Consider the following 19,326-nt stretch of genomic DNA (forward strand, 5'->3'; position numbering starts at 1 on the left):
TATGTTGTTGCCAAAACGCGTTAAGTATCGCAGAGAACACCGTGGAAAAATGCGCGGTCGTGCTAAAGGCGGTACAGAAGTTCACTTCGGTGAGTTCGGTATTCAAGCTCTAGAAGCTTCATGGATTACAAATCGTCAAATCGAGGCAGCTCGTATTGCGATGACTCGTTACATGAAACGTGGCGGTAAAGTCTGGATCAAAATTTTCCCTTCTAAGCCATATACGGCGAAACCTCTAGAGGTACGTATGGGATCCGGTAAAGGGGCTCCAGAAGGCTGGGTAGCAGTCGTTAAACCTGGAAAAGTTTTGTTTGAGATTGCTGGTGTTTCTGAAGAAGTAGCACGCGAAGCATTGCGTCTTGCATCTCACAAATTACCAATCAAAACAAAATTCGTTAAACGCGAGGAAATTGGTGGTGAATCAAATGAGAGCTAATGAAATTCGTGATCTTACCACTGCTGAAATTGAACAAAAAGTAAAATCACTTAAAGAAGAGTTGTTTAACCTTCGTTTCCAATTAGCGACAGGTCAACTTGAAAACACTGCTCGCATTCGTGAAGTACGTAAATCGATCGCTCGTATGAAAACTGTGATCACTGAAAGAGAGATCGCTGCTAATAATCGATAATCCTGAGAGGAGGTTGCAGAATGAGTGAACGCAACAACCAGCGCAAAGTCTACACTGGACGTGTAGTTTCTGATAAAATGGATAAAACGATCACTGTTCTTGTCGAAACTTATAAAAAGCATTCGCTTTACGGCAAGCGTGTTAAATACTCCAAAAAGTTCAAAGCTCATGATGAGAACAACCAAGCTAAAGTTGGCGATGTAGTGAAAATCATGGAAACTCGCCCTTTATCAGCTACTAAACGTTTCCGTCTAGTTGAAATTGTTGAAGAAGCTGTTATTATCTAATATTGTTCGGATTATTTTTCCGAAGGGAGGTAACGTAAATGATTCAACAAGAATCCCGTTTAAAAGTTGCTGACAACTCCGGTGCTCGTGAAGTTCTTACTATTAAAGTTCTTGGCGGATCTGGACGTAAAACTGCTAATATTGGTGATGTAATTGTTTGTACGGTCAAACAAGCAACACCAGGAGGCGTTGTTAAAAAAGGTGACGTTGTTAAAGCAGTTATTGTCCGCACTAAAAGTGGTGCACGCCGTCAAGACGGATCTTATATCCGCTTCGATGAAAATGCATGTGTAATCATTAAAGATGACAAGAGCCCTCGCGGAACTCGTATCTTTGGACCAGTTGCACGTGAATTGCGTGAAAATAACTTTATGAAAATTGTTTCTCTTGCTCCAGAAGTATTATAAATCGAAAATAGACAGCCTTACTAAGGAGGTGCGACTAGGATGCATGTAAAAAAAGGTGATAAGGTAATGGTTATCTCAGGTAAAGATAAAGGTAAACAAGGCACTGTTCTTGCTGCTTTCCCTAAGAAAGACCGAGTACTTGTTGAAGGCATCAACATTATGAAGAAGCATTCAAAACCTTCTCAATCAAATCCTCAAGGCGGAATTATCAGCCAAGAGGCACCTATCCATGTATCAAATGTTATGCCACTAGATCCTAAATCTGGTGAACCAACTCGTGTTGGATTCAAAGTGGTTGATGGCAAAAAGGTACGTGTTGCAACAAAATCTGGTGAAACTTTAGATAAATAGTAAATAAGGAAGGGAGGTCCTCGCATGAACCGCCTTAAAGAAAAGTATCAAAAAGAAATTACACCTGCTTTAATGAGCAAGTTCAACTATAAATCAGTGATGCAAGTTCCAAAGCTTGAGAAGATCGTAATCAACATGGGTGTTGGTGACGCAGTATCTAACTCAAAAGCTCTTGACACAGCTGTTGAAGAGTTAACAACTATCTCAGGTCAAAAGCCGGTTATCACTAAAGCTAAAAAATCAATTGCAGGATTCCGTCTGCGTGAAGGCATGCCTATCGGTGCGAAAGTAACTCTTCGCGGCGAGCGTATGTATGAATTCCTAGATAAATTAGTTTCTGTATCATTACCACGTGTACGTGACTTCCGCGGTATCTCTAAAAAGTCTTTTGACGGACGCGGCAACTACACACTAGGTGTTAAAGAACAATTAATCTTCCCTGAAATTGATTATGATAAAGTATCAAAAGTTCGTGGTATGGACATCGTTATCGTTACAACTGCTAACACTGACGAAGAATCTCGTGAGTTATTAACTCAGTTCGGTATGCCATTCCAAAAATAATCGAAATAGGGAGGCGAAAACGTGGCTAAAAAGTCAATGATTGCGAAACAAAAACGCACTCAAAAGTTTAAAGTACAAGAGTACACTCGCTGCGAACGCTGTGGTCGTCCACATTCAGTTCTGCGCAAATTTAAACTTTGCCGTATTTGTTTCCGTGAACTCGCATATAAAGGTCAAATTCCAGGCGTTAAAAAAGCTAGCTGGTAATACCCCATAATCGGGAAGGAGGTAATTTTGATATGGTAATGACAGATCCAATTGCAGATATGCTTACTCGTATTCGTAACGCGAATATGGTTCGTCATGAAAAATTAGAAATTCCTGCATCTAAAGCGAAAAAAGAGATCGCTGAAATTCTTAAGCGTGAAGGTTTCGTTCGTGATGTTGAATATGTAGAAGATAACAAACAAGGTATCATTCGTATTTTCTTGAAATACGGATCAAACAACGAGCGTGTTATCACTGGTTTGAAACGTATCAGTAAGCCAGGATTACGCGTTTACGCTAAAGCTAACGAAGTACCACGTGTACTTAACGGTTTAGGAATTGCAATCGTATCTACTTCTCAAGGTGTCTTAACTGACAAAGAAGCTCGTGCGAAGCAAGCTGGCGGAGAAGTTCTAGCATACGTTTGGTAAGAACCTGAAATAGAATGGAGGTGTACATGAATGTCTCGTATTGGTAAAAAACCACTTGAAATCCCTGCTGGTGTAACAGTTGCGATCAACGAAAGCACTGTAACTGTTAAAGGACCTAAAGGTGAATTAACTCGTACTTTTAACTCTGATATCAACGTTAAAGTTGAAGATAACGTACTTACTGTGACACGTCCTTCTGATCAAAAAGAACATCGTGCTCTTCACGGTACTACTCGCAGCCTTTTAGGCAACATGGTTGAGGGCGTTTCTAAAGGATTTGAAAAAGGTCTTGAATTAGTAGGTGTCGGTTACCGTGCTACTAAATCTGGCAACAAGCTAGTTCTAGCTGTTGGATACTCACATCCTGTAGAAATCGTTCCTGAACAAGGAATCGAAATTGAAGTACCATCAAATACGAAAATTATCGTAAAAGGTACTGATAAAGAACGTGTTGGAGCTATCGCTTCAAACATCCGTGCTATTCGTCCGCCAGAGCCTTATAAAGGCAAAGGTATCCGCTACGAAGGTGAATATGTACGTCGTAAAGAAGGTAAAACAGCGAAGTAATATCGCCTAGATGATAAGAAAGGAGTGACCTAGATGATTACGAAACTTGATAAAAACGTTGTGCGTAAGAAAAGACACGGCCGTGTTCGCGCGAAATTATCTGGAACAACTGTTCGTCCTCGTTTAAACGTATTTCGTTCTAATCAGCACATCTATGCTCAAGTAATTGACGATCTTCAATCAGTTACAATTGCAAGTGCTTCTACTTTAGATAAAGATCTTAATCTTGACGCAAAAGCTAATATCGATGCAGCTCAAAAAGTTGGCGAATTAGTTGCTAAGCGTGCGATTGAAAAAGGTGTTAAATCTGTTGTATTTGACCGCGGGGGTTACTTATACCATGGTCGTGTAAAAGCTTTGGCTGAAGCTGCTCGCGAAGCTGGATTAGAATTTTAATAAAAAAAGGAGGGACACAGAGAATGGGTCGTATTGAACCAAACAAATTAGAGCTTGAAGAACGCGTTGTTACCGTAAACCGTGTAGCTAAAGTAGTTAAAGGTGGACGTCGTTTCCGCTTTGCTGCATTAGTAGTTGTCGGCGACAAAAACGGTCATGTAGGTTTCGGTACTGGTAAAGCACAAGAAGTGCCAGAAGCGATTCGCAAAGCGATCGAAGACGCAAAGAAAAATCTTGTTGAAGTACCTATGGTTGGTACTACTATTCCTCACCAAGTCATCGGAAGATTCGGTGCTGGAAACATCCTTTTAAAACCTGCATCTGAAGGTACTGGCGTTATCGCTGGTGGTCCTGTTCGTGCGGTACTAGAATTAGCAGGAGTTAGTGACATCTTGTCAAAATCACTAGGTTCTAACACTCCAATTAACATGATTCGTGCTACAATTTCTGGATTAACAGAACTTAAACGCGCTGATGAAGTTGCGAAGCTACGTGGCAAGTCGGTTGAAGAATTGTTAGGATAAGGAGGGAAACATGATGGCAAACAAATTAGCGATTACCCTCACTCGTAGTGTAATTGGTCGCCCAGAAGACCAACGTATTACTGTTAAAACACTAGGTCTTAAAAAAATGCATCAAACTGTTGTACTTGATGATAATGCTGCTATTCGCGGCATGATCGGTAAAGTATCACATCTGGTTACAGTTAAAGAACAATAATATAGATCTCTAATATCAAGGAGGTGTCCCGATGAAACTTCATGAATTAAAACCAGCAGAAGGGTCACGCAAAACACGCAATCGTGTTGGCCGTGGTACAGGTTCTGGTAACGGTAAAACGTCTGGTAAAGGTCATAAAGGACAAAACGCTCGTTCTGGCGGCGGTGTTCGCCCTGGATTCGAAGGTGGTCAAACTCCTTTATTCCGTCGTCTGCCTAAACGCGGATTTACGAACATCAACCGTAAAGATTACGCGATCGTGAGCTTAGACAAATTAAATCTTTTTGAAGACGGTACTGAAGTAACAACTGAACTTTTACTTGAAGCTGGCATGATCAGCAAAGTAAGATCAGGCGTGAAAGTACTTGGCGACGGCAAGCTTGAGAAAAAGCTTACTGTAAAAGCTAACAAATTCTCTGCATCTGCTAAAGAAGCTATTGAAGCTGCTGGCGGTTCAGCTGAGGTGATTTAATGTTTAAGACAATCTCCAATTTTATGCGCGTGGGTGATATCCGCAATAAAATCTTGTTCACCCTTTTAATGTTAATTATATTTCGCATCGGTACTTTCATCCCTGTGCCTAACGTCAACGCTGACGTTTTAAAGGCTCAGGATGAAATGAATGTTTTCGGAATTCTTAACACGTTCGGCGGTGGTGCACTGTATAACTTCTCTATCCTCGCGATGGGAATTATGCCTTACATTACAGCATCCATTATCGTGCAGCTTTTGCAGATGGATGTTGTGCCGAAATTTACTGAGTGGTCAAAGCAAGGTGAAGTTGGCCGTCGTAAACTAGCACAATTCACTAGATATTTTACGATTGTACTAGGTTTCATCCAAGCGTTGGGTATGTCTTATGGTTTTAATAATCTCGCTGGGGGATTATTAATTGAAAACCCAGGTATTACAACGTACCTTTTAATTGCAGTTGTCTTAACAGCAGGTACTGCTTTTTTAATGTGGTTAGGAGAGCAAATTACCTCTAGAGGTGTTGGCAATGGTATTTCCATTATCATCTTTGCAGGGATTGCAGCAGGAATCCCTACAACTCTTAACCAAATCTATGCACAACAATTCCAGGACGCTGGAGATCAGCTTTTCTTGAATATTGTAAAAGTTGCGCTGATAGTTTTAGCGATAATCGCAATAATAGTTGGAGTTATCTTCATTCAGCAGGCGCTTCGCAAGATTCCTATTCAATATGCGAAGAACTCAGCAGGTCGTGCACCGGCGAAAGGTCAGTCTACTCACCTTCCGCTTAAAGTGAACCCGGCTGGCGTAATCCCTGTCATCTTTGCGGTTTCGTTCATTATTACACCGCCAACGATTGCATCATTCTTTGGGTCCAATGATGTTACAGACTGGATTCAAAAAACGTTTGACTATACACAGCCAATCGGCATGGTAGTCTATGTTGCTCTAATTATTGCTTTCACTTATTTCTATGCATTCGTTCAGGTTAATCCGGAACAAATGTCAGAGAATCTGAAAAAGCAAGGCGGATATATTCCAGGCATTCGCCCTGGTAAAAATACGCAAGAATATTTGACAAAAATTCTATACAGACTGACGTTTGTTGGTTCTCTTTTCTTAGCAGCTATCTCAGTTCTTCCTGTATTCTTTATTAAGTTCGCTAACTTGCCAGCTTCTGCACAGATTGGCGGAACGAGCTTGTTGATCGTAGTAGGGGTTGCTCTTGAAACGATGAAACAACTTGAAAGTCAGCTTGTTAAGCGTCATTACAAAGGATTCATTAAACAGTAAGGTTATGGGACTTGGGTCCCTTTCCTTCTAAATAGAGACTGAGGGGGGTAATATTCTTGAATTTAGTTCTTATGGGTCTGCCAGGAGCCGGAAAAGGCACACAGGCAGAACGAATCGTTGAAAAATATGAAGTCCCTCATATCTCAACAGGGGATATGTTCAGAGCTGCTATTAAAGGTGAAACAGAATTAGGTCTTAAAGCAAAATCCTTCATGGATCAGGGTGCACTTGTTCCTGATGAAGTAACAATTGGTATCGTCCGTGAGAGATTGGGCAAGAATGATTGTGAAAAAGGTTTCCTCTTAGACGGTTTCCCGCGCACAGTTGCTCAAGCTGAAGCTTTAGAAGGAATTCTGTCAGATCTTAATAGAAAAATTGATTATGTCATTAACATCGAGGTTGATAAAGACATCCTTATGGAGCGTCTTACAGGTCGCCGTATTTGTAAAAAATGCGGATCAACATATCATCTCGTTTTCAACCCTCCTGCGGCTGAAGGAATCTGCGACAAATGTGGCGGAGAGCTTTACCAAAGAGAAGATGATAACGAAGAGACTGTTGCAAACAGACTTGAAGTGAATCTCAAACAGACACAACCTTTGCTGAATTTCTATGAAGAAAAAGGATATTTGCGTAATATTAATGGACAACAGGACATTAAGCAGGTTTTCGTTGACGTTAATGAGCTGCTTGGAGGATTAGGTGAATGATCATTTGTAAGACTCCACGTGAAATTGAAATCATGCGTGAAGCTGGTCGCATTGTCGCATTGACCCACCAGGAACTCCAAAAACATATACAGCCTGGAATTACTACAAAAGAACTGGATGTAATTGCCGAAAAGTTTATACGCGGAAGCAATGCAATTCCATCTTTTAAAGGTTATAATGGTTTTCGCGGGAGCATTTGTGCTTCAGTGAATGAGGAGCTCGTTCACGGAATACCTGGAGATCGAGTATTGCGTGAAGGAGACATTATCAGCATTGATATTGGTGCTAAATATAATGGCTATCATGGTGACTCTGCTTGGACATATCCTGTTGGAAAAATCTCTGAGGAATCCGAAAGACTTCTTGAAGTAACGGAGGAATCCTTGTACAAAGGGCTTGCTGAAGCAAAGCCTGGCGAGAGACTATCCAATATATCACACGCTATTCAGACGTATGTTGAACAGCATCAATTCTCGGTCGTTCGGGAATATGTTGGACACGGCGTTGGACAGGATTTACATGAAGATCCGCAGATTCCGCATTATGGTCCGCCAAACAAAGGTCCGAGGTTAAAACCAGGCATGGTCTTGGCAATTGAGCCAATGGTTAATGCCGGCAGCCGTTATGTAAGAACTCTTTCTGACAACTGGACAGTTGTTACGCAAGACCGCAAGATGTGTGCTCATTTTGAACATACAATTGCTATTACTGAAACTGGCTATGAAATTTTAACTAAAGCCTGATCCGAAGGTGATATTGTTTGAACGAAGCCGAATCGAGTCCGCGCATAGGTCAGTTTGTCCATATTACTGAAGGCAGAGAAGCTGGACAATATGCTGTTGTGATCAGAATTCTCGATGAACGATTCGTTTTAATAGCTGATGGAGAGAATCGATTGTTTCACTCCCCGAAAAAGAAGAATGTTAATCATCTAGAATTTATTGATTGCGTATCTCCGGAAGTTCAGAACAGTATATATGAAACAGGTCGTGTGACAAACGGGAAACTTCGGTTTGCCTTAACAAAGTTTGTCAATGAGCAAGTTGCTGATTTGAAGAAGGGAGAAAAGTGAATGGCGAAAGACGATGTAATTGAAGTAGAGGGTACTGTACAGGAGACATTGCCAAATGCAATGTTCAAAGTTGAGCTTGAGAACGGTCATACGGTTTTAGCGCATGTATCTGGAAAAATCCGCATGCATTTTATTCGTATTTTACCTGGAGACAAAGTTACGGTAGAATTATCACCATATGATCTATCTCGTGGCAGAATTACGTACCGTTTTAAATAAAACACTCCGCAACTAAGGAGGTAAGAGAAATCATGAAGGTAAGACCATCGGTTAAACCAATCTGTGAGAAATGCAAAGTTATTCGCAGAAAAGGCAAAGTAATGGTAATTTGTGAAAATCCAAAACATAAACAAAAACAAGGCTAAAACTAAAGGAGGTGCAGCTTTAAATGGCTCGTATTGCTGGTGTAGATATTCCTCGTGACAAACGCGTTGTTATTTCATTAACTTACGTTTTCGGTATTGGTCGTCCAACTGCTGAAAAAGTACTAGCTGAGGCTGGTGTTTCTGAAGATACACGTGTGCGTGACTTAACAGAAGAAGAATTAGGTAAAATTCGTGATATCGTAGACAAGCTGAAAGTTGAAGGAGACCTTCGTCGTGAAGTTTCTTTAAACATCAAACGTCTGATTGAGATCGGCAGTTTCCGCGGTTTGCGTCATCGTCGCAGTTTACCTGTTCGTGGTCAAAATACCAAAAATAACGCTCGTACTCGTAAAGGACCTCGTCGTACGGTTGCGAACAAGAAAAAATAAGGTAAAGGAGGTTAACCCACAATGGCTCGTAAAACGAACACTCGTAAGCGTCGCGTAAAAAAGAATATTGAGGCTGGTATCGCTCATATTCGTTCAACATTTAACAACACGATTGTTACTATTACAGACGTACATGGTAACGCTCTTTCTTGGTCAAGTGCAGGTTCACTGGGATTCAGAGGATCACGTAAATCAACTCCATTTGCTGCACAAATGGCTGCTGAAGCTGCAGCTAAAGGATCAATTGAACACGGTATGAAAACTCTTGAAGTAACTGTTAAAGGACCAGGTGCAGGCCGTGAAGCTGCAATCCGTGCACTTCAAGCTGCTGGTCTAGAAGTAACAGCTATCAGAGACGTTACTCCGGTTCCACATAACGGATGCCGTCCGCCAAAACGTCGTCGTGTATAAATTTTCTGTATAGATTTTGTATCCCTGTCAATAATGGGTTATGATACAGTAAAAAGTTCTCGCAGAAATGACTATTCTGTTGTTGTGCACATTCGGGACTTTATAATGGGGAATTTCGGTTAGACACACCTAAATGCAAAATATTTGTCTAGCCGGGGTTTCGACGTTTTGAAGGAGGGTTTATAGATGATAGAAATTGAAAAACCAAAAATCGAAACGGTTGAAATCAGCGACGATGCCAAGTACGGTAAATTCGTCGTCGAACCACTCGAGCGTGGATATGGTACTACTTTGGGTAACTCCTTACGTCGTATTCTCTTATCCTCACTCCCTGGTGCCGCTGTAACATCAATCCAGATAGATAGTGTACTCCATGAATTCTCTACAATTGAAGGCGTTGTTGAAGATGTTACAACAATCATCTTAAACATTAAAAAGCTTGCTCTTAAAATCTACTCTGAGGAAGAAAAAACGCTTGAGATTGACGTACAGGATGAAGGAGTTGTAACGGCTGCAGATATTACTCACGACAGTGATGTTGAAATTCTAAATCCGGACCTTCATATTGCTACATTAGCGAAGGGTGCACATTTCCGTATGAGATTGACTGCGAAGCGTGGACGCGGATATACTCCGGCTGATGCAAACAAAAGAGAAGATCAGCCAATTGGCGTTATCCCAATCGATTCTATTTTCACACCTGTATCCCGCGTGTCTTATCAAGTTGAAAATACACGTGTAGGTCAAGTGTCGAACTATGATAAACTTACTTTTGATGTGTGGACAGACGGAAGCACAGGTCCAAAAGAAGCTATTGCACTTGGTGCAAAGATTCTGACTGAACACCTTAATATCTTCGTTGGGCTTACTGATGAAGCTCAAAACGCTGAGATTATGGTGGAAAAGGAAGAGGACCAAAAAGAAAAAGTTTTAGAAATGACGATCGAAGAATTGGATTTGTCAGTTCGTTCTTATAACTGTTTAAAACGTGCAGGCATCAACACTGTACAGGAGCTTGCTCATAAAACAGAAGAAGACATGATGAAAGTTCGTAACTTAGGTCGTAAATCTTTGGAAGAAGTTAAAGCGAAACTAGAAGAACTTGGCTTAGGTCTTCGTAAAGACGACTGACGACTAGTTAACAAGTTAACTAGCGTTTTCGCGTGTTTCTAAAATTAACATACAGTATTAAACGAAGGAGGGAACACATAATGCCTTACAGAAAATTAGGACGTACAAGTGCTCAACGTAAAGCGTTACTTCGTGATCTAACTACAGATTTAATTATCAGCGAGCGCATTGAAACTACTGAGGCGCGTGCGAAAGAATTACGTTCAACTGTAGAAAAAATGATTACTTTAGGTAAACGTGGGGATCTTCATGCCCGCCGCCAAGCTGCTGCTTACATCCGTAACGAGGTAGCAAACGAAGAAGGCACGCAAAATGCACTTCAAAAACTATTCGGTGATATCGCACCACGTTATACAGAGCGTCAAGGTGGATACACTCGCATAATGAAACTTGGACCTCGCCGCGGCGACGGAGCACCAATGGTCATTATCGAATTAGTTTAATTATATTTAGTTACTCCAAGGGCGGGTCAGTTTTTAGAAACTGGATCTATGCCCTTTTTTTATACACTTAAAGCCCCTTTATTCTATTCATAGAATGAAGGGGCAATCTAAGTGTGAGCAGAGAGAGAATAGAAGAGTACAGGTGTTTTTTTGCGTGAAGGTTGCACCATTACATTAAACGCACAAAAACACAGGTGAGGGAGGCAGCAATGGAACAACCGATCATTCATGTGAATGACGTGACATTCCGTTATCACGAAGAGGATGAAAGACCCGCATTGAATTCCGTTTCCTTAAGTGTAAACAAAGGAGAATGGCTTGCGGTCGTCGGTCATAACGGCTCGGGCAAGTCTACACTTGCGAGAGTCCTGAATGGTCTGATCCTGCCTCAGAAGGGTAACGTAATCGTAAACGGCATCACTCTAAATGAAGATTCAGTTTGGGAGATTCGAAAACAGATTGGCATGGTTTTTCAAAATCCTGATAATCAATTTGTCGGTACAACCGTAAAAGATGATGTGGCTTTTGGTTTAGAAAATCACGGAGTGCCGCGGGAAGTAATGAAAAAGCGCGTGGAATGGGCTACACATAAAGTGAAGATGGAAGCATTTCTCGATCAAGAGCCGCACCATCTATCAGGAGGACAAAAGCAGCGTGTTGCCATTGCCGGCGTAATCGCTGTGCAGCCTCAAATTATCATCTTAGATGAAGCAACCTCCATGCTTGATCCCCAAGGAAGAAAAGAAGTCATGGAAACAGTAAGAGAGCTAAAAGATCAGGGCATCGTGACAGTCATATCGATTACTCATGATTTAGAGGAAGCTTCAAAGGCTGACAGGATTGTTGTCATGAATGGCGGGGAAAAGTTCGCCGAAGGTACACCTGAGACAATCTTCAAACTAGATCAGAAGCTAGTTGAAATTGGCCTTGATCTCCCTTTTCCATACAGAGTAAGCATGAAGCTGAGAGAAGCAGGGGTTAACCTGACGAGCAACCATCTAGATGAAGAAAGCCTGGTGAATGAACTATGGACATTACATTCAAAGAGTTAGAGCACAGGTACCAAGTTCATTCCCCTTTTGAACGTCTTGCCCTATATGATATTAATCTGGCGATTAAAGATCATTCTTTCGTTTCGATTATCGGACATACGGGATCAGGGAAATCTACCATCCTGCAGCATTTAAATGGTCTGCTGAAGCCAACAAAGGGATCGATCTCTATTGGGGACCGCAAGATTGAAGCCAACAAGAAAAATAAGAACCTGAAATCAATCCGCCAACTGGTTGCGATTGTCTTTCAATTTCCAGAGCATCAGCTGTTTGAGGAAACGGTGGAACGAGATATTATGTTTGGCCCTTTGAATTTCGGCGTACCCCCTGAAGAGGCAAAAGTGAAGGCAAGAGATGCATTAATACGTGTCGGTCTTCCTGCAGAGGTTCTTCAAAAATCTCCATTTGATTTAAGCGGCGGACAAATGAGACGTGTCGCCATTGCAGGTGTCCTGGCCATGGAGCCGAAGGTGCTGGTACTCGATGAACCGACAGCAGGACTTGATCCAAGCGGCAGAAAAGAGATCATGGATCTTTTCTATACCCTCCATCAAGATCGATCGCTTACCACCATCCTTGTCACGCACAGCATGGAAGACGCTGCCTGTTATTCAGATGAAATTGTTGTCATGCACAAAGGAACGGTTCAAATGAAAGGAACGCCTGAAGAAGTATTCAGCCATTCTGAAACGTTAATTTCTGCAGGACTTGATCTTCCGGAAACCGTAAAGCTTCAAAGGATAATAGAAAAAAAGCTTGGCAAGGAACTGAAAGGGATCTCACTTTCCATAGATGACTTGGTTGATCAGGTTGCATCTGAGATAAAGGGTGACCCGAAATGATGAACAGTATGATCATTGGAAAATATGTCCCTGGAAGTTCACTCATTCATAAGATGGATCCGCGTTCAAAACTAACGATGATCTTTTTATTTGTCTTTATTGTCTTTTTTGCGAACAATGCACTGACCTATTCAATCCTTGGTTTGTTCACGCTCTTTATCGTTGCTTCTACCAAACTGCCGCCGAGATTTTTGCTGAATGGCTTGAAGCCGATTATCTGGATTATTCTATTTACATTTATTCTGCACATTCTGGTCACGAAAGAAGGTCTGCTTCTGTTTGAATTCGGTTTTCTTTCGATTCATGAAGAAGGTGTCAGACAAGGGATATTCATTTCCCTGCGGTTCCTGTTTCTTATTCTGCTTACAACAATCCTGACGTTAACTACTACTCCTATTGAAGTAACAGATGGGATGGAAAGTCTGCTGAATCCGTTTAAAAAAATCGGTCTTCCTGTCCATGAGCTCGCGTTAATGATGTCGATCTCACTCCGGTTTATTCCAACACTGATGGAAGAAACGGATAAAATCATGAAAGCGCAGATGGCAAGAGGAGTTGATTTTGCGAGCGGGCCTGTAAAACAAAGGATCAGTGCAATCATACCGCTGTTAGTACCGCTGTTTATAAGCGCCTTTAAACGGGCTGAGGAACTTGCAACAGCCATGGAAGCGCGGGGATATCAGGGCGGCGAGGGCAGAACAAAGCTGCGTGAGCTGAAATGGGGAATCCTCGATACAGTTATTCTAACCATATTAATCGGTGTAGGCATTGTTCTATTACTATTTCGTTCATAGGAGCTTATCATGAGGTTAAAATGCACAATCGGATATGATGGCACAAGATTTAACGGTTTTCAAATTCAGCCGAATATGAGAACTGTACAGGGTGAGGTTGAGAGGGGCCTTAAAAGGCTTCATAAAGGAAAAGAAGTAAAAGTATTTGCATCAGGAAGAACGGATGCAGGAGTCCACGCAGTTGGTCAGGTTCTGCATTTTGATACAGATATTTATATTCCTGAGAACCGCTGGCCCAATGCATTAAATTCCCTGCTCGCTGAGGACGTTGCGATCCAATCCGTTGCGTTTGTAAACGATGACTTTCATGCGAGGTATCATGTCCGAGCCAAGGAATACCGCTATAAAATAAGCCGCTCAGCGATACGGAATGTATTTAATCGAAATTATTCTTATCATTATCCTTATAAACTTGATTACGTCAAAATGAGAGAAGCGATTAAATTTCTTATCGGCACTCATGACTTTACGAGCTTCTGTTCTGCGAAGACGGATAAAGAAGACCGGGTAAGAACATTATATGATATCGAATTTTATGAAGAAGATGACATGCTTACTTTCCGGTTTGTAGGCGACGGATTTCTTTATAACATGGTAAGAATATTGGTCGGCACTCTGATCAATGCAGGACGCGGAGCGCTGGATCCTTATCAGATTCCGGAGATACTGAAGGCACAGGATCGTTCCCTTTGCGGCAAAACAGCCCCGGGGTGCGGATTATATTTGTGGAAAGTTTATTATGACAACTAAACCAGGTGTAACATTTTCTTGACAATGTTGCCTGAACGTTATAATATATCATATGGTATGTATTTCAACCCCACAAATAAGCCCCGGAAGAGTTTAATTTGTGTTTTGAAATAGAATGATTAAATTTTAACAATTGAAAGATATTTAGGAGGGAAAAACATGCGTACAACATATATGGCGAAAGCAACTGAAGTTGAACGTAAATGGTTCGTAGTAGATGCGGCTGGCAAAACTTTAGGTCGTCTAGCTAGCGAAGTAGCATCTGTACTTCGTGGTAAACACAAACCAACTTACACACCACATGTAGACACTGGTGATCATGTTATCATCATTAATGCAGCACAAATCGAACTTACTGGTAAAAAATTGACTGACAAGATTTACTACCGTCACAGCCAATTCCCAGGCGGTTTGAAATCAAGAACAGCTCTTGAAATGCGTACAAACTATTCTGAGAAAATGCTTGAATTAGCAATTCGCGGAATGCTTCCTAAAGGTTCATTAGGACGTCAAATGTACAAAAAATTACATGTATATGCTGGCAACGAACATCCACATCAAGCACAACAACCAGAAGTTTACGAACTTCGCGGTTAATTATTAAGGAGGTTATTAATTTGGCACAGGTTCAATATTACGGTACTGGCCGTCGTAAAAGCTCAGTAGCGCGTGTTCGTCTGGTTCCAGGCGAAGGCCGTATTGTTATCAACGATCGTGAAGTAAAAGATTACATCCCATTCGCAGCTTTAATCGAAGATATTAAACAACCATTAAACTTAACTGAAACAGCTGGAAGCTATGATGTTTTAGTTAGCGTTAACGGCGGTGGATTTGCTGGTCAAGCTGGCGCTATCCGTCACGGTATCTCTCGTGCATTATTAGAAGCTGACCCAGAATACCGCGGCACTTTAAAGCGCGCTGGTCTTCTAACTCGTGACGCTCGTATGAAAGAACGTAAAAAATACGGTCTTAAAGGCGCTCGTCGTGCACCTCAGTTCTCAAAACGTTAATTCGTTTTCCAAAAACCACAACATTATGTTGTGGTTTTTTTGTTGTTTCTAAAACACCGTCTTCCTATTTGAGATTTGAAATCTTTACCGCGTATGATAACGATTAGCAGTAGGACAATAAAGTGAGGGGGCATTTATATGATGGAAAATATCACTTCACTTTCAGATAAAAGAAGAGAGAAGCAAATCAACTATGAACGCAGCATACTAAAAGACCTTACGTTAACTCAGCTGAAAACAAAAGCTTACGAGTGCTTTGGCGTTTTTATGCATTCCGGAAAGTTTGACTACTCAGCTATAGAAGATGGCTGCATTGATTTTTCCATAGAGGCATATCTGCTCGGTGCAAGCTACAGCAGGTTTGGCTTTTTTGGAGAAACCATGCAGACTGTAAATGCAAGATCAAGACGGGAAGAAAAACTGCTTGTTGACCAGCTGTTTGACTACATGCTGATATGGGGGAACCCTGGCGAAAATGACTTCAAAAATGAATCGATCTATTATGCATGCGAGTTTTTAATTCATTTGTGGTGGTCGGAGGGTTTTGAAAAAGGAGAAAAACGGCTTAAGCTTCGTCTCCATTAAAACTGGATAACTTATCATATTTCCTGCTGGTCCGCCATATAGTGTTAAAGGACGAGCAGGAGGGGAAAAAATGAGAAGAAAGCTAAGATGGTTTGGCTTCGGTGCAGGCTTTATTTTATTACTCCTATTATTTCAGTTTCAATTCAACAACGACAGCTCCTGGAAGTCGTGGAATCTCCCTTTAACAGGAAAGGTCATTTACATAGACCCAGGCCACGGAGGACCAGACGGAGGGGCAGTCGGGAAAGAACATCTTGAAAAAGATATCGCACTCTCCATATCCAAGCAGATCAGAGATTATCTTCAGGAACAGGGAGCATTGGTCCTCCTCACTCGTGAAAAGGATACTGATCTAGCTGAAAAGGATACAAAAGGATATTCAAAAAGAAAAGGGCAGGATTTAAGAAAAAGACTCCAAATAATAAACGAATCAGAAGCAGACCTTTATTTAAGTATTCACTTGAATGCCATTCCTTCTAATCAGTGGAGCGGGGCACAGACTTTTTATCATTCAAAAATGAAAGAGAATGAAAAGGTGGCAAAATTCATTCAAGATGAATTAAGAAGGAATTTAGAGAATACAGACAGAAAAGCAAAACAAATGAATACAATCTATTTAATGAAACATATCGATAAGCCAGGTGCATTAGTAGAAGTAGGTTTCTTATCAAACCCTGAGGAAGCCCGGCTTCTCGGAACAGAAAAATATCAGGATAAAATAGCTGCTTCCATCTATAATGGCATCTTAAGATATATGACCCATGAAAAAAATCCTCCAGAATGAAGGATTTTTTTGTTTTGCTGCTGCGCATTCCTCCATTTAGGTTCAAATGTGCGATACCTCTTTTTTGTCTAAATATGTTATACTGATGTAAACGAATACAACAAAGGGTGGTTATCATGCTGAAAGAGGAAACAGCTCGTAAAGTCGTCGGGAATTTAAAAGAACCTTTTTTACATAGAACCTTAGAAGAATTAAATGCGATTGAAGAAGTTTCGATAAAAGAAGAGAAAAATCATATAAGTATGAAAGTAGCGATTGCCAAAACTGGTACATCAGAACAAATGCAGCTGCAGCAGGAGATCGTCGCTAAGCTGAAGGAAGCAGGTGCTGCAACAGTCGGTCTCCGTTTCACAGAGCTGCCTCAAGAAGTAACTGCGAAATATCAAACAGCAAAGCCTGAAGATCCTTCCTTGCTCACTGAAGGAAAGCAGCCGACATTTATAGCGATAGCAAGCGGAAAAGGCGGCGTCGGAAAGTCTACCGTATCGGTTAATTTAGCAGTAGCATTAGCTCGCTTAGGCAAGAAAGTCGGTTTAATTGATGCGGATATTTATGGATTTAGTGTTCCTGATATGATGGGAATCACCAAAAGACCGGTTGTAAGGGGCGAAAGAATCATCCCTGTTGAGCGGTTCGGTGTTCAAGTTATTTCAATGGGATTTTTCGTTGAAGATAATGCTCCGGTCATTTGGAGAGGTCCTATGCTTGGTAAAATGCTCAACAACTTCTTTCAGGAAGTAGAGTGGGGAGATCTGGATTATCTGCTGCTTGATCTGCCTCCGGGTACTGGCGATGTTGCACTCGATGTGCATGCTATGCTTCCGTCATGTAAAGAAATCATCGTGACAACTCCTCATCCGACAGCAGCATTTGTAGCGGCTAGAGCGGGTGCTATGGCTCTCAGAACCGAGCATGAGGTAATCGGGGTAGTTGAAAATATGTCTTACTTTGAAAGCAAGCTCACTGGCGAAAAAGAATATGTATTTGGCAAAGGCGGAGGAGAAAAGCTTGCGCATGAACTTGATGTGCCTGTGCTTGGAAACATCCCCCTTCAGCAGCCGGACTGGAACGAAGAAGACTTTGCTCCATCTGTTTATGCGAAAGATCACCCTACAGGTGAGATTTACTTAGGTATTGCCAAGAAGGTAACAGAACTTGTGCCTGTGAGTGTATAAAGGAAAAGCGCCAAGTGATTGGCGCTTTTCTCTTTTTTTAGATTTACGGGAATTATTGACCGCCTTCTCCAGTTTCACCTTGACCGCCTTCTGATTGCTGTCCGCCGCTTTCAGTGCCGCCTGAGCTTCCTTGTCCGCCGCCTTGCTGATTCATTTCTTTAGCAGCTTTTAGAAGGGTTTCTTCCATTTTTGTTTTGAAAAGCGGGCTATTAATGGTTTCTGTTATCACTTGTTGAAGATGCTTGCGGAATTCCTGACTTTGAAGCACCTTTACTGTTTGTTTTTCCATTTCGGGATTTTGAAGGACTCCAATAAGCATTTCTTGATACTCCGGGTCTTTCATTAAGCCCTTAATTACTTTTTCATGCTCCGTCTGTAGGCTTTTGGCGAAGCTTTCACTGAACTTTGGATCTTCAAAGGTTTTTTTCCAGAATTCCGCTCCTTTTTCAGATGTCAGTGTTTTAGAAATGGTATCTGAGACAACTTTTTGATCCATGATCAAATTTTGCTTCATGTCATCATTTTTCAAAATTTCCTGGATCGCTTTTTTTCCATCATCAGTCTTTAATATATCAACAACCATCTTTTTTGTTTCTTCATAATCCAGTTGTCCTGCGGGCTGGTCTTTTGGAGAACAGCTTGCAAGGAAGGAACAGATGGCTATTAGTGTAAATAATGAGAGCAACCTTCGCTTTTTCATCTGTGCAAAGCTCCTTTCATTTTCAAGTTGCCTATTTTTAATATGAATTATCTAAAGCTTTTTATACTGGTAAATAAAATAGCTTTTTTAGAAAGACATTGGTAAAATTTCATGAGTAGATTACATATTGGGGGAAACTGCATTGAACAGTAGAAATTGGGTCCGTTTGTTTTTGACGACTCTGCTTGTCGGGGGCATTAGTACAAGCATCGTCGGTTTTGCATTAAGGTGGGGAGAGTATCAGAAATTTTTCACATCTTTTGATCTTATTGAAATCCTCTCTATTTTATTTTGGCTGATCGGTGTAGGTTTTATTTTCAGTATTATTAGCCAAATGGGCTTTTTTGCGTATTTAACAATCCACCGCTTTGGTCTTGGCATTTTCAGAACAGCAGCATTATGGAATGCGATTCAAATCGTGCTGATTTTGTTTGTGGTGTTTGATTTGATTTATTTCCGCTACCAGCTTTTCGCGGCAGAAGGCGAATCACCTCTGTCATATATTCTTCTTGCATTATTCCTGGTCATTTTCAGCTTGGCTGTAGCATATATCAAGATGCAGCAAACCAATAAAATGGCGTTCATTCCAGCTTTATTCTTTATGATTGTCGTTACAGCTGTCGAATGGGTCCCTGCTCTCCGTGTAAATGAAGGAAACTGGCTGTATCTCATGCTCATTCCGCTTCTCATATGCAATGCGTATCAGCTTTTATTATTAACTAAATTATCTCAAGTCAAAAAAGCTAAGCCGATGTGAGCTTAGCTTTTTTTCTATAATTCGGCATTC

33 protein-coding genes and 1 pseudogene are annotated in these 19,326 nt (G+C 41.2%); 33 read left to right on the forward strand and 1 reads right to left on the reverse strand.

Translation table 11 applies throughout. The features are described from left to right. The first annotated feature begins 1 nt into the window (after position 1). The 32 genes and pseudogenes from rplP to QLQ22_RS00935 all read left to right on the forward strand — a co-directional run bounded on the left by rplP (position 2) and on the right by QLQ22_RS00935 (position 17,839). On the forward strand, positions 2-436 hold the full coding sequence (gene rplP, locus QLQ22_RS00780; RefSeq protein WP_070875228.1) for a 50S ribosomal protein L16: 435 nt from the start codon (positions 2-4) through the stop codon (positions 434-436). Then, a complete protein-coding gene (rpmC, locus tag QLQ22_RS00785; protein WP_029282816.1) occupies positions 426-629 on the forward strand; it encodes a 50S ribosomal protein L29 in 204 nt (67 codons plus the stop codon). The genes rplP and rpmC overlap by 11 nt, the downstream gene beginning before the upstream one ends. Before the next feature lie 20 nt (positions 630-649). Beyond that, positions 650-916 carry a 30S ribosomal protein S17 gene (rpsQ, locus tag QLQ22_RS00790; RefSeq protein ID WP_070875226.1) on the forward strand — a complete coding sequence of 89 codons (267 nt, stop codon included), beginning with the start codon at positions 650-652 and terminating at the stop codon, positions 914-916. A 38-nt stretch (positions 917-954) separates the two neighbouring features. Then, positions 955-1,323, forward strand: a complete 369-nt coding sequence (gene rplN / locus QLQ22_RS00795) for a 50S ribosomal protein L14 (protein WP_223438943.1) — start codon at positions 955-957, stop codon at positions 1,321-1,323. A gap of 39 nt (positions 1,324-1,362) precedes the next feature. After that, positions 1,363-1,674, forward strand: a complete 312-nt coding sequence (gene rplX, locus QLQ22_RS00800; RefSeq protein WP_070875224.1) for a 50S ribosomal protein L24 — start codon at positions 1,363-1,365, stop codon at positions 1,672-1,674. 24 nt (positions 1,675-1,698) lie between these two features. After that, a complete protein-coding gene (gene rplE, locus QLQ22_RS00805; RefSeq protein WP_029282808.1) occupies positions 1,699-2,238 on the forward strand; it encodes a 50S ribosomal protein L5 in 540 nt (179 codons plus the stop codon). 21 nt (positions 2,239-2,259) lie between these two features. Continuing rightward, on the forward strand, positions 2,260-2,445 hold the full coding sequence (gene rpsN / locus QLQ22_RS00810; RefSeq protein WP_010285078.1) for a 30S ribosomal protein S14: 186 nt from the start codon (positions 2,260-2,262) through the stop codon (positions 2,443-2,445). Between the two features lie 32 nt (positions 2,446-2,477). Continuing rightward, the gene (gene rpsH, locus QLQ22_RS00815) at positions 2,478-2,876 is read left to right on the forward strand and encodes a 30S ribosomal protein S8 (protein WP_029282804.1); all 399 of its coding nucleotides are present in this window, start codon (positions 2,478-2,480) and stop codon (positions 2,874-2,876) included. A gap of 30 nt (positions 2,877-2,906) precedes the next feature. Further along, on the forward strand, positions 2,907-3,443 hold the full coding sequence (rplF, locus tag QLQ22_RS00820) for a 50S ribosomal protein L6 (RefSeq protein WP_223438944.1): 537 nt from the start codon (positions 2,907-2,909) through the stop codon (positions 3,441-3,443). Positions 3,444-3,476: 33 nt separating this feature from the next. Beyond that, positions 3,477-3,839 carry a 50S ribosomal protein L18 gene (gene rplR / locus QLQ22_RS00825; RefSeq protein WP_284015813.1) on the forward strand — a complete coding sequence of 121 codons (363 nt, stop codon included), beginning with the start codon at positions 3,477-3,479 and terminating at the stop codon, positions 3,837-3,839. A gap of 23 nt (positions 3,840-3,862) precedes the next feature. Beyond that, positions 3,863-4,363: a 30S ribosomal protein S5 gene (rpsE, locus tag QLQ22_RS00830; RefSeq protein WP_029282798.1), complete on the forward strand. Its 501-nt coding sequence runs from the start codon at positions 3,863-3,865 to the stop codon at positions 4,361-4,363. 13 nt (positions 4,364-4,376) lie between these two features. Further along, complete coding sequence (gene rpmD / locus QLQ22_RS00835) at positions 4,377-4,559, forward strand: 50S ribosomal protein L30 (RefSeq protein WP_101569366.1); 183 nt, start codon at positions 4,377-4,379, stop codon at positions 4,557-4,559. Between the two features lie 31 nt (positions 4,560-4,590). Then, a complete protein-coding gene (gene rplO, locus QLQ22_RS00840) occupies positions 4,591-5,031 on the forward strand; it encodes a 50S ribosomal protein L15 (protein ID WP_223438945.1) in 441 nt (146 codons plus the stop codon). Continuing rightward, positions 5,031-6,326, forward strand: a complete 1,296-nt coding sequence (gene secY, locus QLQ22_RS00845; protein WP_223438946.1) for a preprotein translocase subunit SecY — start codon at positions 5,031-5,033, stop codon at positions 6,324-6,326. The genes rplO and secY overlap by 1 nt, the downstream gene beginning before the upstream one ends. Before the next feature lie 56 nt (positions 6,327-6,382). After that, entirely contained in the window at positions 6,383-7,036 is a 654-nt protein-coding gene (locus tag QLQ22_RS00850; protein WP_223438947.1) for an adenylate kinase, read from the forward strand. Then, positions 7,033-7,779, forward strand: coding sequence for a type I methionyl aminopeptidase (gene map / locus QLQ22_RS00855; protein ID WP_223438948.1), 747 nt, complete (start codon positions 7,033-7,035; stop codon positions 7,777-7,779). Before QLQ22_RS00850 ends, map begins: the two co-directional genes overlap by 4 nt. Before the next feature lie 17 nt (positions 7,780-7,796). Then, positions 7,797-8,131 (forward strand): annotated as a pseudogene (locus QLQ22_RS00860) (KOW domain-containing RNA-binding protein). Then, positions 8,109-8,327 carry a translation initiation factor IF-1 gene (gene infA, locus QLQ22_RS00865; RefSeq protein ID WP_070875217.1) on the forward strand — a complete coding sequence of 73 codons (219 nt, stop codon included), beginning with the start codon at positions 8,109-8,111 and terminating at the stop codon, positions 8,325-8,327. Before QLQ22_RS00860 ends, infA begins: the two are co-directional and overlap by 23 nt. A 32-nt stretch (positions 8,328-8,359) precedes the next feature. Further along, positions 8,360-8,473: a 50S ribosomal protein L36 gene (gene rpmJ / locus QLQ22_RS00870; RefSeq protein WP_003156543.1), complete on the forward strand. Its 114-nt coding sequence runs from the start codon at positions 8,360-8,362 to the stop codon at positions 8,471-8,473. A 23-nt stretch (positions 8,474-8,496) separates the two neighbouring features. Beyond that, the gene (gene rpsM, locus QLQ22_RS00875; protein ID WP_070875216.1) at positions 8,497-8,862 is read left to right on the forward strand and encodes a 30S ribosomal protein S13; all 366 of its coding nucleotides are present in this window, start codon (positions 8,497-8,499) and stop codon (positions 8,860-8,862) included. A 21-nt stretch (positions 8,863-8,883) separates the two neighbouring features. After that, positions 8,884-9,273, forward strand: coding sequence for a 30S ribosomal protein S11 (gene rpsK, locus QLQ22_RS00880; protein WP_029282777.1), 390 nt, complete (start codon positions 8,884-8,886; stop codon positions 9,271-9,273). A gap of 186 nt (positions 9,274-9,459) precedes the next feature. Further along, positions 9,460-10,404 (forward strand): DNA-directed RNA polymerase subunit alpha, encoded by a 945-nt coding sequence (locus QLQ22_RS00885; RefSeq protein ID WP_070875215.1) that lies wholly within the window; start codon positions 9,460-9,462, stop codon positions 10,402-10,404. An 80-nt stretch (positions 10,405-10,484) separates the two neighbouring features. Further along, a complete protein-coding gene (gene rplQ, locus QLQ22_RS00890; RefSeq protein WP_070875214.1) occupies positions 10,485-10,847 on the forward strand; it encodes a 50S ribosomal protein L17 in 363 nt (120 codons plus the stop codon). A 209-nt stretch (positions 10,848-11,056) separates the two neighbouring features. Next, positions 11,057-11,899, forward strand: coding sequence for an energy-coupling factor ABC transporter ATP-binding protein (locus QLQ22_RS00895; RefSeq protein ID WP_284015826.1), 843 nt, complete (start codon positions 11,057-11,059; stop codon positions 11,897-11,899). Beyond that, the gene (locus tag QLQ22_RS00900; RefSeq protein WP_284015827.1) at positions 11,875-12,741 is read left to right on the forward strand and encodes an energy-coupling factor ABC transporter ATP-binding protein; all 867 of its coding nucleotides are present in this window, start codon (positions 11,875-11,877) and stop codon (positions 12,739-12,741) included. The genes QLQ22_RS00895 and QLQ22_RS00900 overlap by 25 nt, the downstream gene beginning before the upstream one ends. After that, complete coding sequence (locus tag QLQ22_RS00905) at positions 12,738-13,535, forward strand: energy-coupling factor transporter transmembrane component T family protein (protein ID WP_284015828.1); 798 nt, start codon at positions 12,738-12,740, stop codon at positions 13,533-13,535. The genes QLQ22_RS00900 and QLQ22_RS00905 overlap by 4 nt, the downstream gene beginning before the upstream one ends. Positions 13,536-13,541: 6 nt before the next feature. After that, positions 13,542-14,285, forward strand: coding sequence for a tRNA pseudouridine(38-40) synthase TruA (truA, locus tag QLQ22_RS00910; RefSeq protein ID WP_284016726.1), 744 nt, complete (start codon positions 13,542-13,544; stop codon positions 14,283-14,285). Positions 14,286-14,444: 159 nt separating this feature from the next. Beyond that, entirely contained in the window at positions 14,445-14,882 is a 438-nt protein-coding gene (gene rplM, locus QLQ22_RS00915; RefSeq protein ID WP_070875209.1) for a 50S ribosomal protein L13, read from the forward strand. A 20-nt stretch (positions 14,883-14,902) separates the two neighbouring features. Next, positions 14,903-15,295 carry a 30S ribosomal protein S9 gene (gene rpsI, locus QLQ22_RS00920; RefSeq protein ID WP_029282760.1) on the forward strand — a complete coding sequence of 131 codons (393 nt, stop codon included), beginning with the start codon at positions 14,903-14,905 and terminating at the stop codon, positions 15,293-15,295. 138 nt (positions 15,296-15,433) lie between these two features. Next, positions 15,434-15,880: a DUF2521 family protein gene (locus tag QLQ22_RS00925; RefSeq protein ID WP_307428390.1), complete on the forward strand. Its 447-nt coding sequence runs from the start codon at positions 15,434-15,436 to the stop codon at positions 15,878-15,880. Positions 15,881-15,950: 70 nt separating this feature from the next. Then, positions 15,951-16,664, forward strand: coding sequence for an N-acetylmuramoyl-L-alanine amidase CwlD (cwlD, locus tag QLQ22_RS00930; RefSeq protein WP_223438955.1), 714 nt, complete (start codon positions 15,951-15,953; stop codon positions 16,662-16,664). A 116-nt stretch (positions 16,665-16,780) separates the two neighbouring features. After that, complete coding sequence (locus QLQ22_RS00935; protein WP_284015829.1) at positions 16,781-17,839, forward strand: P-loop NTPase; 1,059 nt, start codon at positions 16,781-16,783, stop codon at positions 17,837-17,839. Between the two features lie 52 nt (positions 17,840-17,891). Here the strand turns inward: QLQ22_RS00935 and gerD are convergent, their stop codons facing one another. Continuing rightward, positions 17,892-18,539, reverse strand: a complete 648-nt coding sequence (gene gerD / locus QLQ22_RS00940; RefSeq protein ID WP_223438957.1) for a spore germination lipoprotein GerD — start codon at positions 18,537-18,539, stop codon at positions 17,892-17,894. 142 nt (positions 18,540-18,681) lie between these two features. On the opposite strand from gerD, the gene QLQ22_RS00945 reads away from it, so the two are divergent. Continuing rightward, positions 18,682-19,296: a KinB-signaling pathway activation protein gene (locus QLQ22_RS00945; protein ID WP_223438958.1), complete on the forward strand. Its 615-nt coding sequence runs from the start codon at positions 18,682-18,684 to the stop codon at positions 19,294-19,296. The last annotated feature ends 30 nt before the right edge of the window (positions 19,297-19,326 follow it).

The organism is Metabacillus hrfriensis (assembly GCF_030127205.1).
GTDB lineage: Bacteria > Bacillota > Bacilli > Bacillales > Bacillaceae > Bacillus_P > Bacillus_P dongyingensis.